At 68.7% G+C, this 15,136-nt stretch carries 14 protein-coding genes; 6 read left to right on the top strand and 8 right to left on the bottom strand.

What is annotated here, in order from left to right; all coding sequences use genetic code 11:
• Positions 1 to 53: 53 nt before the first annotated feature.
• From GNX95_RS29095 to GNX95_RS29070, 6 genes are all read left to right on the top strand, one after another.
• Positions 54 to 839: a TetR/AcrR family transcriptional regulator gene (locus GNX95_RS29095; protein WP_222854021.1), complete on the top strand. Its 786-nt coding sequence runs from the start codon at positions 54 to 56 to the stop codon at positions 837 to 839.
• A 184-nt stretch (positions 840 to 1,023) separates the two neighbouring features.
• Positions 1,024 to 4,485 carry an indolepyruvate ferredoxin oxidoreductase family protein gene (locus tag GNX95_RS29090; RefSeq protein WP_163510815.1) on the top strand — a complete coding sequence of 1,154 codons (3,462 nt, stop codon included), beginning with the start codon at positions 1,024 to 1,026 and terminating at the stop codon, positions 4,483 to 4,485.
• Positions 4,486 to 4,505: 20 nt separating this feature from the next.
• Positions 4,506 to 4,805, top strand: a complete 300-nt coding sequence (locus GNX95_RS29085) for a GNAT family N-acetyltransferase (protein ID WP_163510814.1) — start codon at positions 4,506 to 4,508, stop codon at positions 4,803 to 4,805.
• A 60-nt stretch (positions 4,806 to 4,865) separates the two neighbouring features.
• Positions 4,866 to 5,159 (top strand): hypothetical protein, encoded by a 294-nt coding sequence (locus GNX95_RS29080; RefSeq protein ID WP_163510813.1) that lies wholly within the window; start codon positions 4,866 to 4,868, stop codon positions 5,157 to 5,159.
• A gap of 4 nt (positions 5,160 to 5,163) precedes the next feature.
• Positions 5,164 to 6,249, top strand: a complete 1,086-nt coding sequence (locus GNX95_RS29075; RefSeq protein WP_163510812.1) for an aldo/keto reductase — start codon at positions 5,164 to 5,166, stop codon at positions 6,247 to 6,249.
• A 393-nt stretch (positions 6,250 to 6,642) separates the two neighbouring features.
• Positions 6,643 to 7,404 carry a TrmH family RNA methyltransferase gene (locus GNX95_RS29070; protein WP_222854020.1) on the top strand — a complete coding sequence of 254 codons (762 nt, stop codon included), beginning with the start codon at positions 6,643 to 6,645 and terminating at the stop codon, positions 7,402 to 7,404.
• Positions 7,405 to 7,406: 2 nt separating this feature from the next.
• Here GNX95_RS29070 and GNX95_RS29065 read toward each other — a convergent pair whose 3' ends face one another.
• From GNX95_RS29065 to GNX95_RS29030, 8 genes are read right to left on the bottom strand one after another with little or no spacing between them, the layout of a single operon-like run.
• Entirely contained in the window at positions 7,407 to 8,747 is a 1,341-nt protein-coding gene (locus GNX95_RS29065; protein WP_163510810.1) for an NADase-type glycan-binding domain-containing protein, read from the bottom strand.
• Entirely contained in the window at positions 8,744 to 9,319 is a 576-nt protein-coding gene (locus GNX95_RS29060; RefSeq protein WP_163510809.1) for a phage tail protein, read from the bottom strand. Before GNX95_RS29060 ends, GNX95_RS29065 begins: the two co-directional genes overlap by 4 nt.
• A 5-nt stretch (positions 9,320 to 9,324) precedes the next feature.
• On the bottom strand, positions 9,325 to 11,259 hold the full coding sequence (locus GNX95_RS29055; RefSeq protein WP_163510808.1) for a putative baseplate assembly protein: 1,935 nt from the start codon (positions 11,257 to 11,259) through the stop codon (positions 9,325 to 9,327).
• The gene (locus GNX95_RS29050; RefSeq protein WP_163510807.1) at positions 11,259 to 11,741 is read right to left on the bottom strand and encodes a GPW/gp25 family protein; all 483 of its coding nucleotides are present in this window, start codon (positions 11,739 to 11,741) and stop codon (positions 11,259 to 11,261) included. Before GNX95_RS29050 ends, GNX95_RS29055 begins: the two co-directional genes overlap by 1 nt.
• Positions 11,742 to 11,754: 13 nt before the next feature.
• On the bottom strand, positions 11,755 to 12,042 hold the full coding sequence (locus tag GNX95_RS29045) for a PAAR domain-containing protein (RefSeq protein ID WP_163510806.1): 288 nt from the start codon (positions 12,040 to 12,042) through the stop codon (positions 11,755 to 11,757).
• Between the two features lie 30 nt (positions 12,043 to 12,072).
• Positions 12,073 to 13,905 carry a VgrG-related protein gene (locus GNX95_RS29040; protein ID WP_163510805.1) on the bottom strand — a complete coding sequence of 611 codons (1,833 nt, stop codon included), beginning with the start codon at positions 13,903 to 13,905 and terminating at the stop codon, positions 12,073 to 12,075.
• Positions 13,898 to 14,680 carry a CIS tube protein gene (locus GNX95_RS29035; protein ID WP_163510804.1) on the bottom strand — a complete coding sequence of 261 codons (783 nt, stop codon included), beginning with the start codon at positions 14,678 to 14,680 and terminating at the stop codon, positions 13,898 to 13,900. Before GNX95_RS29035 ends, GNX95_RS29040 begins: the two co-directional genes overlap by 8 nt.
• 12 nt (positions 14,681 to 14,692) lie before the next feature.
• The gene (locus GNX95_RS29030; protein ID WP_163510803.1) at positions 14,693 to 15,130 is read right to left on the bottom strand and encodes a phage tail protein; all 438 of its coding nucleotides are present in this window, start codon (positions 15,128 to 15,130) and stop codon (positions 14,693 to 14,695) included.
• Between the last annotated feature and the right edge of the window lie 6 nt (positions 15,131 to 15,136).

Below are 15,136 nucleotides of genomic sequence, written 5' to 3'. Positions count from 1 at the left end.
CATGCGACCTGACGTCACGAACTAAGTTCGTGTGGCCGGGTAGGGTGGCGTACGTGCCAGCCGATCCCAGACAGCGCCGCGCGGCTCGTCACGCGCAACCGCCGGCGGACCCGACGCCGGCGCCACGCAAGACGCCGATCACGCTCGACCGGATCACCGACGCCGCACTGCAGGTCGTCGCCACGCAGGGATACGACGCTCTGACCATCCGCCGGGTCGCAGCTGTGCTCGGCACCGGTCCGTCCTCGTTGTACGCCCACATCGTCAACAAGAACGACCTCGACGACCTCCTGATCGGCCGGCTGAGCGCGCAGATCGAGCTGCCGGAGCCGGATCCGGCCAGCTGGCGCGAGCAGTTGCGCGAGGTGTACGCGCAGATGCGCGATCAGTACCTGAAACATCCCGGTGTCGCGCGCGCGGCCCTGGCCATGGTGCCCACCCACCTGGAAACCCTGCGGGTCGGCGAAGGGATCCTGGCGATCCTGCTGGCCGGCGGCGTACGGCCGCGGACCGCCGCCTGGGCTCGCGACGCGCTCACCCTCTACGTCTGCGGCTATGCCCTGGAGCGCTCGCTTGTCCAGCAACGACAACAAAATCACGGCGACGGTTGGGTGGTCGGCCAGCAGGACCTGATCAGCCGCTTCACCGCCCTGCCGGCCGACCGTTTTCCGTACACGCGGCGCTACGCGCAGGAGCTGACCTCCGGCACCGGCCACGACCGCTTCGACTTCACGCTCACCCTGATCATCGACAATCTCCGAGAGCCTGTTGGTAAACGGTGGCACGCGACAGCCGAGCCCAAACGCGGCCTGCCGGCACCGGCCGAAACCCCACCATAGCGCTGCTATTGGGGGCTCCGCCTGGCACCGGCAGAGCGACGTTTGGATCTCGACTCTCACGCACCACCGTTTACCAGCAGGCTCTGACGTTTTGGGTGGCGGAACAGCGAATCCGGCGGGCCGTGATTCGCGGCAATCCGCGGGTTAGGGTGCAGGAAATGCCGTGAGCTGAGCGAGGTGTGGGGTGGCTGGACGCCTGCTGGACGAGCGATACGCGGGTACGGACGGACTGATCTACCTGACCGGAGTGCAGGCGCTGGTCCGCCTGCCGCTGGACGTACGCCGTGCGGACGCGCGCGCTGGCCGTAACACGGCGGCCTTCATCTCCGGCTACGAGGGCTCGCCGCTGGCCGGCTATGACCTGGCGCTCGGTCGCGAACGCCGGCTGCTGGACGAGCACCAGATCGTCTTCCAGCCGGGCGTCAACGAGGAGCTGGCCGCGACCGCCGTGCAGGGCAGTCAGCTGGCCGGGATCGTCGGCGGCCTGAAATATTCCGGCGTCACCGGCTATTGGTACGGCAAGGCGCCGGGCCTGGACCGCGCGGGCGATGCGTTGCGGCACAACAACCTGATGGGGACCCATCCCAACGGCGGCGCGCTGGCGTTCGTCGGTGACGACGCGGTGGCGAAGTCGTCGACGGTGCCGAGCAGTTCGGAGATGGCGCTGGCCGATCTCGGCATGCCGGTGGTGTCACCGGCCGATCCGCAGGGCGTACTCGACCTCGGCCAGCACGCGGTCGCGATGTCGCGCGTCAGCGGGCTGTGGGTCGCGGTCAAGATGGCGACCAACGTGGCCGACGGCGCGGCGACCGCGCAGGTGCATCCGGACCGGATCGTGCCGGTGCTGCCCGACCTGGTCGTCGACGGCTCGTCGTATCTGCACCGGCCGACCGGCAACCTGGTACGGCCGACGCTCGACGGTCTGGAGGCGTCGCTTTTCGGGCCGCGCATCGAGCTGGCCAGGCGCTATGCGGCCGCCAACGGTCTCAACCGGATCACCGCGCGGACGGCCGGCGACCGGATCGGTTTCGTTGCCGCCGGCAAGACCTATCTCGACCTGCGGCAGGCGTTGCGGATGCTCGGCCTGGACGACGCGGAGCTGGCGCGCCGCGGCGTACGGCTGCTGGAGCTGGGCATGGTCCATCCGCTCGAACCGTCCATTGTGGACACCTTCGCCGCCGGCCTGGCCGAGATCGTGGTGGTGGAGGAGAAACGGCCGTTCATCGAGACGGCCGTCAAGGATCGGTTGTACGGCAGGCCAGACGCGCCGCTGGTGACCGGCAAGCTCACGCCGGACGGCCGCGTGTTGCTGCCGCGCTCCGGCGAGCTCGACCCGGACATCATCGCGAAGGCGATCGCGACCAGGCTCGGCGACCTGCCCAGTGTCCAGGCCTGGCAGGAAAAGCCGAAGCAGCGCGCGCGGATTTCGTTGCCGTTGCTGGCGCGTACGCCCTTCTATTGCTCCGGTTGCCCGCACAACTCGTCCACCCAATCGCCGGACGGCTCGCTGGTCGGTGCCGGCATCGGTTGTCACGCCATGGTTTTGGTCATGGACTCCGACAAGTTCGGCAACCTGACCGGTGTCACCCAGATGGGTGGCGAGGGTGCGCAGTGGATCGGCATGGCGCCGTTTCTGGAACACCGGCATCTGGTGCAGAATCTCGGCGACGGCACCTTCCACCACTCCGGCAGCCTCGCGCTGCGCGCGACCGTGGCGGCCGGCGTCAACGTCACGTACAAGCTGCTCTACAACTCCGCGGTCGCGATGACCGGCGGCCAGCAGGCGGCCGGCGTACGGTCGATCCCGGAGATCTGCCGCATGCTGTTGGCCGAGGGCGTCAAGCGGATCATCGTCACCACCGAGGATCCCAAGACCTACAAAAACGTGTGGCTGCCGACCAAAGCCGAGGTCTGGCAGCGCCGCCGGCTCGCCGAAGCGCAGGAGACGCTGGCGAAAGTGCCGGGCGTGACCGTGCTGATCCACGACCAGGAGTGCGCGACCGAGCTGCGTCGCAAGCGAAAGCGCGGCCTGGCGCCGGATCCGACCACCCGCGTGATGATCAACGAGCGGGTTTGTGAAGGCTGTGGCGACTGCGGCGACAAATCCAACTGCATGTCGGTGCAGCCGGTGGACACCGAGTTTGGCCGGAAAACACAGATCCACCAGCCGTCCTGCAACAAGGACTACTCCTGCCTGGCCGGCGACTGCCCGTCTTTTCTCACCGTGGAGCCGGGAGCCGGCCGGCCGAAGCCGGTCGCGGCAGACCTCACCGACGACCTGCCGGAGCCGGAAATCCAGGTCTCGCGGGAAAACTTCGCGATGCGGATCACCGGCGTCGGTGGTACGGGCGTGGTCACGCTGTCGCAGGTGCTCGGCGCGGCCGCGGTGATCGCCGGCCGGCACGTACGTGGCCTCGACCAGCTCGGCCTGGCGCAGAAAGGAGGCGCGGTCGTCTCCGATCTGAAACTCAGCGAAGAACCCATGGAGGTCGCCAACAAACTGGCCGCCGGCGAGTGCGACCTCTATCTTGGTGCCGACCTTCTGGTCGCCGCCGATCCGAAGAACCTGGCCGCCGCGAGTCCACAAAGGACGGTCGCGGTGGTGTCCACGACGCGCGTACCGACCGGCAAGATGATCATGGACACCGGCGTCACGTTCCCCGATCCGGACGGAGTGCTCACCAGGATCGGTGAGGCCAGCCGCGCGGAGAAGGCCGTGTACGTGGACGCGCGCGGCCTCGCCGAGTCGCTGTTCGGCGACGACCAGTATGCCAACATGCTGCTGGTCGGCGCCGCCTATCAGGCCGGTTGCCTGCCGTTGCCGGCCGACGCGCTGGAGCAGGCGATCGAGCTCAACGGCGTCAAGGTGGAGGCCAACAAGCAGGCATTCCGCCGCGGCCGCCAGGCTGTCGCCGACCCGGCCGCGCTGAAGTCCACAGTGGACGGTCTGACCAGCGTGCCGGATGCCGTACGCCGCGAGGAAATCTCGCCGCTCACCGACCAGGTCAAGGCCGCGCCGGGGTCGGCGTTGCGCGACATCCTGGCGATCCGTGTGCCGGATCTGGTGGCCTACCAGAACGAGGCGTACGCGAAGTCCTATGTGGACTTCGTCGAGCGCGTACGCCAGGCCGAGGAGGCGGTCGGCTCGACCGAGCTCACCGAGACCGTCGCGCGCAACCTTTACAAGCTGATGGCATACAAAGACGAGTACGAGGTGGCACGGCTGTCGCTTGATCCGGCTCTGCGGCAGGAAATCACCGCTCGCTTCGGACCCGGCGCGCGGCACGCGTACAAGCTGCACCCGCCGATCCTGCGTGCGCTCGGGATGAAGCGAAAGATCACGCTCGGCGCCACCGCGCGGCCGGCTTTCTCAGTGTTGAAGGCGATGCGCAAGGTGCGCGGCACGCCGCTGGACGTCTTCGGCTACGCACACGTACGCCGGGTCGAGCGCGCGCTGATCGCCGAATATCGCGAAGCGGTGGAGGAGACGCTCGACCGGCTCGGCGACGGACACGTGGTCGCGGTCGAGATCGCCGGTCTGCCGGACCTGGTGCGCGGCTACGAGCAGATCAAGCTGGCCAACGTCGAACGCTATCGCGAGCGGCTCACCGAGCTGCGCGCCAAACTCGCGACCGCTGCCAGCTGACCGGGGGTAACGTCGGCCGCATGGATGTGACCGACAACCCGGGCAAGCACCGCTTCGAGGTCAAGGACGGCGACCAGGTCGCGGGCTTCGCCGCGTACACGACCGGTCCCGGCCGGATCACCTTCACGCACACCGAGGTCGATCCGGCGCACAAAGGCAAGGGCGTCGGTGGTCAGCTCGTACGCGCGGCGCTGGACACCGCACGCGAGCGTGGTCTGGCCGTCCTGCCGGAGTGTCCGTTCGTACGCGGCTGGATCGCCAAGCATCCGGACTATGTCGACCTCGTACCGGAGTCCAGGCGCGCCGACTACGACCTCTGACCAGAAACCGCGTCATAAGCCGCGCCTCGCAGCGTCACACCTGTACGACAAGGAGTGACGATGCGAACCTGGTTCTATCTCGCGGCGCCGTTCAGCCCGCGGCAGATGCGCGAACGTGCTCACGCGGCGCTGCCGGCGGACCTGCCGGCCGACGAGGTCGCCGCCATCATCCGGCTGTGGTGGCGAAGGCTCGCGGTCAACGCGGACGAGCGCTATGGCATCCACTGGGGTCCGGCGACCGGTGTCGCGTGGACCGACCGCCCGTTCAACGAGGAACAGGCCCGAGCGTTGTTGGCCAGGGTGTTGGAATCCACCCCGGTCGTGTCGGACAGGCGCGCGCCGGACGTACGGTAGGCGCATGCGCTATCGACAGCTCGGACACTCAGGCCTGCGGATCTCCACGTTGACGATGGGGACCATGACCTTCGGCGGCAGAGGCGGCTTCGCCAACGTCGGCACCACCGGTGCGGACGAGGCGGCGCGGCAGATCGACCAGTTCCTGGACGCCGGCGGCAACCTCATCGACACCGCCAACATGTATTCTGGCGGTGTTTCCGAGGAATACGTGGGAAAAGCGCTCGCTGGCAAGCGTGACGCGGCGCTGATCGCGACCAAGGTACGTTTTGCGATGGGCCGCGGTGTCAACGACGTCGGCCTGTCCCGGCAGCACATCATCACCCAGGCCGAGGCGAGCCTGCGCCGGCTGGGCGTCGACCACATCGACCTCTACCAGCTGCACGAGTGGGACGGCGTCACGCCGCTGGAGGAGACGCTCGGCGCGCTCGATCACCTGGTGAGCAGCGGAAAAGTGCGCTACGTCGGTGTGTCAAACTACTCTGGATGGCACCTGCTCAAGGCGCTCGGCATCAGCGAACGCAACGGCTGGGCCCGGCCGGTCAGTGAGCAGATCCACTACACGCTGCAGAGCCGCGACGCCGAGTACGAGCTCGTACCGGCCGCGGTCGACCAGGGCCTCGGCATCCTGGTCTGGAGTCCGCTGGCCGGCGGCCTGCTGTCCGGAAAATACCGCAGGGACAGCAAACCCGAGTCCGGCCGGCACCTCAGCGACTGGAGCGAGCCGCCCGTGCACGACGAGGCGCTGCTCTACGACATCGTCGACGTGCTCGTCGAGGTCGGTGAGGCGCACGGCGTATCGGCTGCGCAGGTGGCGATCGCCTGGCTGCTGACCAGGCCGGCGGTGTCGTCGGTGATCGTCGGCGCGCGTACGAGCGAGCAGCTGGCCGACAACCTCGCGGCGGCCGACCTGGAGCTCACCGACGATGAGGTCGCGCGGCTGGAGAAGGTCAGCCGACCGCGGCTGCTCTATCCGTACTGGCACCAGCTCGGCATCGCCCAGGCCGACCGCGGCGCGTCGCCGGATGGCTTCCACCGCCTCGGCTCGGCCGACCTCACCCTGATCGGCCCCCACCTCAACGAAAGCTGACCCGCAGCACGTCCGATTACCGGTCTGAATTGAGATGTGGTTTCGCGAACTCGACGTTTTGGTGGTGTTGTAGCGTTAAAACTCCACCAAAATGTCGAGTTCGCGAGCGACCCGCCCGCACCCTCACACAAACAGACCGCCGTCCATGCGCCCCTTCCCTTTGAGGTCGCCCGCCGCGAAGGCGAAAACCCAACCACCCACCCCACGCAACAAACAGAAAACCCAACCACCCACTCACCGCAACAAAAGGAGATGCAACCAGCTCCCAACGCAATTTCAGGCCGCCAACCCGCCGAAGCTGACCACGCCGCTTGCATCCGGCCGTACGCGCGGACTCTCCTCCGCTGCCGGGCTCGACGCCGCCGAAATCACAGGGATGAAATGCTGACAGCCGTGACGGAGGACTCGCCGCGGGACCGGTTCGTGACCGTGTACGGCCGCAAGCCGGTGGTCGAGGCGTTGCACGACGCCAACCTCAAGGTCGACAAGGTGTTGCTCGCGCACCAGGCACGCGGCGACTCCGTCAACGACATCCTGCGCGCGGCGAAGACCCGTGATGTGCCGGTACGCCGCGTCGACGCGGACCGGATCAAGCGGCTGGCTGGCAACGGCAAGCAGGACCAGGGCGTGATGGCCGACGTGCTGGCGCCGCGGATGCGTACGCTCGGCGCCGCCGTCAACGTCGACTACCGGCAGCAGCCGGACGCCTTGCTGCTCCTTGACGGCATCACCACGCCGGCCAACGTCGGCATGATCATCCGCGCCGCCACCGCTGCCGGCGTCGCCGGCATCGTCGTGCCGCACCACGGCGTCGCAGGTCTGGGGCCGCTGGTTGTCAAGGCGTCGGCCGGGATCGCTTTCCGCGCACCAATTCTGCGTTGCTCGACGGCCGAGGAGGCCGCCGCGCAGCTGCTGGAGGCCAACTACGTCCTGGTGGGTCTCGACTCGGAGGGGCCACTTTCGTTGTACGAGGCCGAATTTCCCGAGCGCGTGGTGTTCGTGCTGGGCGGGGAAACCCACGGCCTCAGCGAGCAGGTCAAGCCGTACGTGGGCATGTGGGTCCGCATCCCGATGGCCGGCGAGGTCGAGTCGCTGAACGTCTCGACCGCCGCCGCCGTCGTGAGTTTCGAGCTGTTACGCCGAAAAACCAGCTGAGCTCACTTGCCGATGGTGACCTTGCGACTCTTGTCCTCGAAGAAGGTCACCTCGTTGATCGCCAGCGGCTTCGTCGCGTCACCCTGGTACGCGGCCTTGATCACGCACTTGACGTCAGTGACGTTGTTGCCGTTGACGGAGGTGTATTCCTTCGCTCCTGGCACGTCGTCGAGCGTCAGGTCGACCGATGAGGTGAAGGTGTCACCAGCCGCGTTCGTCAGCGTGCAGTTGAGGACGGACGGTCTCCGGTTGGCGGCGTAGTCCGGTGGGTTGGCCGAAATGCCGTTGAGCACCTGGATGCTGGTCAGCCGTCCGATGGCCGGCGAGAACGACGCCTCGAACCACGAGCCGATGCCGCCGTTCGGCGCCTTCTTACCCGGAGCCCAGAAAGTCGCGCCATTCTTGTCTCCGAGCGCTGTCGCCGGCGAGGCGTACGACGACGACTGCTTCCAGCCTTGCGGATTGACCACGACCTTGGTGGCGAAGCGGTCGCGCGCGAGGTCGATGCCCTTGACGATGTACGGCCGTGCCGGTCCCAGACCGACGAACAGCAGCCCGGCGATGACGGCGAGGATGACCACCGGACGGACCCAGTGGATCGGCTGCCGTACGTTGCGGTGCCGCGTGCCGGCCTCGGCTGCCTCGCGCGCGCTCCGGCCGCCGAACAGCCGGCGCCAGAAGCCGATCCGCTCCGGTGGCGGTGCCTGTTCCTGCAGCATCGCGGTGCCGCACGTGCGGCAGAACCGGCGGTCAGGGGTGTTGCCGGTGCCGCAGACCCGGCAGGCGATCTCGCCCGGCGCCACGCCCGGCTCCGGCGTCGGGGTCGGCTGGCGGCGGCGCCGTCGTACCGGCTCGGACGGCTGCTGCGCCCCGGGCATCCGCGGCTGTGGACCCGCGGGGTGACCAGGTGCCGGCTGGTTCTGCGGAGCCGGATAACCGCCGGCCGGATACGGGTTGTAGCCCGCCGGCGGACCAGCGGGCGGACCAGGAGCCGGACCGGTAGGCGGAGCGGGCGGTGGCGCAGGCGGCGGTGGCGGCGCGCCCGGATCGCCGGCCAGGCCGCTGGCCGGCCGGTTGAGCATCTCGCGCGGCACGTTGATCACGGTCGTCGGCGGCGGTGTGTACGGCGTGTCGCTGCCGCCACCGGCCGGCGGAGTCGGCGTGCTCGGGGTGGCTGGCGGCGTGCCGCCCTGGGTCGGCGCAGGCTGGTTGCGGTCCAGCATGTGCACCGGCACCGGCCCGGTCGGCACCGCTTGGCCGTCCCATTCCAGGTACGAGCTGCAGTTGGCGCAGAACCGCGCGTCGTTCTCGTTCTGCTCGCCGCAGGTCTTGCACACGATCATCCGGAAGCACCTGTCTTCTTGGGGCCCGCAGGATTGGACGAGGAGACTTCGACTCGTACGGCGACGTGCGCCGGGATCGTCTCGGCCACCGCCGACCGCAGCCGTCGCAGGTCGACCTGGTCCGGGTCGGGGACCCGCAGCCGGACGACCGCCTGCGCCGGCGACGAGCCAGGCAGTGCCGAGTTGGCGGTTTGCGAGATCGAGCAGCCACCGGAGTCGGCGACCTCGACCTGTCCGCCGGTCAACAGCTTCGTCACCGTCGACAGGCCGTGCGCCGTGCCCCGCCAGCGGTGCAGGTGCACCGCGTGGGTGACCAACGTACGCCGCTGTTCGGGCGTCCAGCCCTCGTCCAGATGGACCGCGACCCATTCCGACAGCCAGTCCAGGAAGTCCGGTGGCGCGAGCCGCGGGTCGATGTAGACCGCGAAGCAGTCCAGCACCGCGAAGACCGGCGCCAGCACCTGGTCGAGTGCGTCGGTCAGCCGCTGCGTGAACTCGTCCTCCAGATAGACCGCCGGCAGCTGCGCGCCGATCGGGTAGGCGGTCGGCAGCTCGGTCACCGCGTTACGCATCGACCTCACCGCACCCTGATCTGGTGCCGGTAGGAGAAGACCAGCGCGTTGGCCGCCAGGTCGATCCGCTGCACCGGCTCGCCGCGGTCGCCGGTCACCGGGTCGGCCGCGAACAGCTGCACGCCTTCGACGATCTCGACGCCGCGCAGCCGCTGCAGCACCGCGAAGACCTCGCCGGCCTGTACGGGACGGCCAAACGGCCAGCCCTTGCCGTCAGCGCCCCCGGTGATCGGGTTGAAATACGTGTCCAGCGTCCGCAACGCGCGCGCTCGCAAGGCGTCGGCGGACGTACGGTTGCGTGCCGTCAGCTGCGCGACGACCGTGACGCCTTGGTAGAACGGCGGCTCGACCGCGACCCGCGCGCCGACGCAGCGCCGGCCGGACAGGTGGCCGGCGATCTTCTTCAGCAGCTCCTCGCTCGGCTTGAGGTCGGCGAACTGCAGGTCGTTGGTGTCGCCGACGGCCGGTACGACCAGCACGCGTACGGCGGTGCCGGCCTCCTCGACCGGCACGCAGCGGATCCGCGCCGCCTCCGGAGCCGCCTCGATCGCCAGCGCCTCGTAGTCCTCCGCGGTGACCGCGCGGTCCTTCGTACGCAGCAGCAACGGTCCGCGTACGGCGGCGTCCTCGACCGACTCGCCGTCCACGCCACCGGTCGCCGGACGGCGGTTGATGACGCTGCTGACGAACGGGATCGGCTCGCGCTGCACCTGCAGCACGCCGCGCGCCACGTTGCCGCGCCGGCCGCCGCCGGTCCGATACTCCGGCACCCGGATGACGGCGCCTTTCGGCGGGATGGCGCCGTAGTTGCGCATGCCGCCCTCCGGCAGCCGTACGGCCGGACCGAACTGCAGCTTGCCGGCCACCGGGTCCAGGGTGAAGTGCCGGTCGGCCGGCCGCGACTCGGCGAAGGAGGTGACCTGCGTCCACTCCTGCCAGCCGTCGTCGCTGGACACCTCGACGGTCATCGGACCGTCCGGCGCGACCAGTGGCAGCTGGCCGAAGGTGAACTGCTGGCCGGCGGCGCCGTTGGACTCGCCGATGATCTCGTTGACGATGATGTCCGCGTGCGCGACCGCCGCCGTGCCACCGATCGTGCTGGCCGACGCGGAGAACAGCTTCGGCGGCAGCGAATAGAACCGCTGGCCTTCCTCCGGCTCGGTGACCCGGCAGCGGATCCAGCCGGCGCGAGCGCGACCGACGACCGACGGCGTGTGCGAGCCGGGCACGTGCAACACGATGTCGCCCGGCTTGTTGAAGCCGCCGGTGGTGTCCCAGTCGACCTCGCAGGTGGCCCAGCCCTGGCCGTCCCACGCCTCCCAGGTCCACGGCGGGTCGCGCGGGTCGACGCCGACGCCTTCGGCCTGCGCCTCGACGCGGAGCAGGATCGCGCAGTTCGGTACGGCCGACGACAGGCCGAACATCACCGTGTCGCCGGGTTGCGGAGTGGGGGAGAAGACCGGGATCGGGTTGCCCTCGGCCTCCAGCTCGTCCGTACGGTCGACCGGCGCGGTCTGCGGGCTGGCCAGCGCGAGCCGTACGAGGCTGGAGGGCACGATGTCCAGCTTCTTGGTGACGGTGAAGATCACCGGTTCCTCGGACTCGGTCCGTACGCTGGACACCTCGGTGCCGACCGGCACCCGGATCGGGTTTTCCTGCGCCGCGGACAGCCAGAAGGTCACGTCGCCGGTCGCCGCGGTCGGCGGAAACGGCTGCACGCCGATCAGGTCGAGGAACTTCAGATAGTGCAGGTCGGGCACCCGGTTGAGCCGGTAGAGCAGCTGGTCGACCATGAACGCGAAGGTCTCGATCAGCGTCACCCCCGGGTCGGACACGTTGTGGTCGGTCCACTCCGGACAGCGCTGCTGCACCATCCGTTTGGCCTCGTCCACCAGGTCCTGGAACCGTCGGTCGTCCAGGTTGGGGGTCGGCAGTGCCATCAGGCATCTCCCTTGCTGAGCGCGACCGCGTCGGTGGCGGCGGCGATTTCGGCCGGTCGGTCCTCCGCGGAGATGCCGTCCGGTCCCTCATGGGCGGGGATCGTGTAGAACGGGAAAACCAGGTTGCGCGGGTCGTTGGTGTCCCGCAGCCGATAGCGGATGTCGATCAGCAACATGCCGTCCTCGACGCGGTCGAAGCTGATGATCACGTCGTCCAGCACGATCCGCGGCTCCCACCGGTCCAGCGCGATCCGCACCTCGTACGCGATCTGGCCGGCGGTGGCGGCGTCGGCCGGCGCGAAGACCAGGTCGTGGATGTTGCAGCCGAAGGCCGGCCGCATCGGCCGCTCGCCGGGGACGGTGGCGAGGATCAGCCGGATGCTCTCGGCCACCTCGCGCTCGCCGCTGACCAGCGCGATCGAGCCGGTGGCGTCGGTGCGCACCGGGAAGGCCCAGCCGGAGCCGATGAACTCGTGTCGCATCCTCGTACGCCTCTCAGCCGATCATCACGGTCGGGCAGCCGGGTGGCAGGATCGGCGCACCGCAGCCGGACATGTCGCCGACGCGCGCGGCCGGCGAGCCGCCGATCAGCACGGTCGGGCAGCCCGGGGCGAACGGCGACGGCGGATGCGGTCCGGCCGGCGGCGGCATCGAGCAGGTGTGCAGGCTCGCTCCGCCGGCGACCGCGGCCGGCTGGCCGCCGATCAGCACGGTGGGTACGCACGGTCCGGCGACCACACCGGGATGCGGTGTCAGGTCGCCGAGACGCGCGGCTGGTGGCATTTTTCCTTGTCTCCTCTTAAAAAGTCGTACTCAGTTGATCTTGACCATGGCACCTTTGATGGTGTTGATCGCGCCGGCGGAGAACTCGGCCGTGCCCTGCCCGGCCACCTTGACCGTCGCGCCTTCCAGGCTGGCCGCCGCGTTGGCCTTCATCTTGATGCCGGCGTTGGCGTCCAGCTGGTAGTCGGTCTGGGAGTTGATGGTGACCTTCTGGCCCTTCATCTCCAGCGTTCCGGTGCCGGAGTCGATCTTGATGCCGCTCTGCGCCTTGATCGCGATCGTCTTGCTGCTGGTGACCTCGATGTTCTGGTTTTTGTGATCGAGCTTGATGAGCAGCTTGTCGTCGCCGGTGGACAGCAGGATCGCGTCGACCTGCGGGTCGTCGATCAGCTCCAGCCGGTGGTGCGTACGCGACACCAGCGCGCGGACGTTGACCTTGCCGCCGGCGCTGTCCACCGGCTCGGCCGCCAGCTTCGGCGGCGCGTCCTTGCCGTTGTAGAGGCCGCCGAGCACGTACGGCGCGTCGAAGTCGCCGTTCTCGAAGTCCACCAGCACCTCGTCGCCGACCTCCGGCAGGAACACCGAGCCGTACGTGTTGCCGGCGGTGGCCTGCACGGTCCGCGCCCAGCCGCTGTTGTAGTCGTCGGACATCCACGGGAACTTCACCTTGACCCGGCCGAGCTTGTCCGGGTCCTTGAGGTCGGTCACCACCGCGGGCACCGGGCCGCTGACCGTGGCGCTGGCGTCGGTCGAGCCGGAGGTCAGGCCGTAGAACGACCGGTCCTGCCGGTGCGACACGGTGAACGCGGTCGTGTAGCCGGCCTCCGGGCTGAACAGGTGCCGGGTCGTGGTCAGCGTGTACTTGCCGGCGAACATCTGCGCCACGTTGGCCAGGCTGACCGCCTCGCCGGCCCGCAGCTTGGGGTTGCCCTGCGCGACGCCCTCCAGCTCCGCGGCCGCGGTGCCGAACTGCGCGGCCAGCGCGTCGGCGTTGGCCTGCACGGTCGCCTGCGTACGCCAGGCGGAGTTGGCGGCCAGCAGCGGCGGCGCGCCGACCTTGCCGGCCATGCCGACCGGATCCAGGCCGGCGACCTCGATGCCGGACGGCTTCGGCGTGCCTTTCTGGCTGACGAACTTCTTCTGCTTGGGGTCCCAGCCGCGCGACTCGACCTCCGGCACCTGCTCGGCGGCGGTGACAGTCGCGCGTATCGCGATCAGGTTGCGGCCCAGCTCCAGCACCTGCGGGTTCTTGCTGGCCTTGGCGGTCGCCGACGGCGCGTCCTTGGGCGGCTCCGGCAGCTTGAAGTTGAGCTTGCCGTCGACCACCGCGAACTGCGCTCCGACCAGATCGGCGAGCCGCTGCAGGAAGTCGGCGTCGCTGACGTTGTCCTGGCTCAGCTGGGCCTGCGGGTCGCCGCCAAAGCCCTTGATGTTGTCGATGTCCCCGGCCGGGATCTTCGCGCGCTGCGCGACCTTGCGGACGATGTCGGAGATCGTCATGTTCGGGTACGCGGCGACGCGCCGGCCGCGGGTGAACCGGTGCGCCTTGTCATAGCCGCGGATCTCGGTGTACGTGCCGGACTTGTCGGCGTTGAGCTCCACCGCGGTGATCTCGCCGTCCAGCAGCACCTCCGGGCCGGCCGGGTCGGCGGTCTGCACCTTGAGCTTGATCGGCGCGGCGATCTGGATGTTGGCCTTCTGCACGACGACCTGGTCGGGGTCCTTGAACCGCAGCATGAACATGTCCGGCAGGTTGCGGCTGTCGTCCACGTACGCGTAGACGAGCAGGTTGGCCAGGTCTGCCGGCAACTTGGTGGAGTTGATCTCGACCAGCAGCGTGTTGGCGAAGCTCTCGTTAGCCACGGACGCCGCCGTCCTCGCCGAGGCCGAGCTCCTCCAGCGCCGGCACCAGCAGCCGGGTCCCCGGCGGCAGGTGCATCGGGTTGTCGATGTCGTTGGCCTTGGCCAGCTCGCGCCACAGCTCCGGGTTTCCCCACGCGCTGTTGGCGATCGAGGCGAGCGTGTCGCCTTCGACGGCGGTGTGTACGTCGCGTACGGCCAGCGAGCCGGAGGTCGGGTTCTGGCCTTTCTCCTCGCCGGAGATCTCCTCCAGGTTGATCGTGCACACCGCGCGGATCGGCGTACCGTTCGAGGCGAACAGCGTGTATTTGGCCGTGACGCTCTTGATACAGCCGGGGAAGCTGAGCATGCCGCCCCACTGGAACTGGACCCACGGCGGCGAGGCCTTGCTCTTGGACTGGCTCTTGTCGGTCGGCACGCAGCACTGGAAGAGCTTCTCGACGGTGTCGACCACCGAGCTGTCCATCTTCTCGGTGGCGTCCAGGAACATCTCCAGCGTGAGCTTTCCCGGCTGGGCCCCCTTGAACTGGGTCGGTCCGCCCTTCTTGGCGTTGCGCTGCTCGACCGGACCCCAGTTGGCGGTCTTGGTGAGCGTCAGTTCCTTGGGGTTGAACTGAAACTTGATCTCGTCGATCGGGCCGCCCGGCTTGGTCTGGGTGGCGTCCGACGGCGGCTCGAGCACCTTCAGCGTGGCGCGCTGCAGGTTGGCCGGCGGGGACGAGGCATAGCCGCCTTTGGCTGGGCTTCCCGGCGAGTTGAACGTGACTGCCTGCGACATCTGTGTTTCCCCTTAACCGGCCGCGTTGAGGAAGCCCTGGTGCGAGAGCTCCAGGGTCTCCATGGCGATCTTGTTGCTGTCCATGCCCAGCTGCGGCCCGCTCCACTTGACCGGCAGCACGCCGGACAACGACCACTTGGTGACCGCCTTGCCGTCCAGCGTGCGGGCCTCGATCACCGCGGTCTGCCGCTTGAAACCGCTCGCGTACTTGGAGAAGTACTGCAGCACCTTCTGGGTGTCCGGGCTGACCGGCCTGGTCAGCTTGACGTTCGACCACTTGATCCGGGTCGGCAGCTGCCAGACCATGCCGTTCTGACCGCCTTCCTCGCGGGTCTCCATCACGACCTCCAGGCCGAGGCCGTCACAGCTGTCGAAGGAGCCGAGGTTGGCGTCGTCGATCTTCACGAAGAAACACACCGCCACCGGAGCGTCCGCGTTGTCGTCGGCCATCTGTTC

The sequence above is a fragment of the Fodinicola acaciae genome (assembly GCF_010993745.1).
Classification (GTDB): domain Bacteria; phylum Actinomycetota; class Actinomycetes; order Mycobacteriales; family HKI-0501; genus Fodinicola; species Fodinicola acaciae.
The sequence above is the reverse complement of the archived record's forward strand: the minus strand, read 5'-3'. Positions and strand labels throughout refer to the sequence as shown.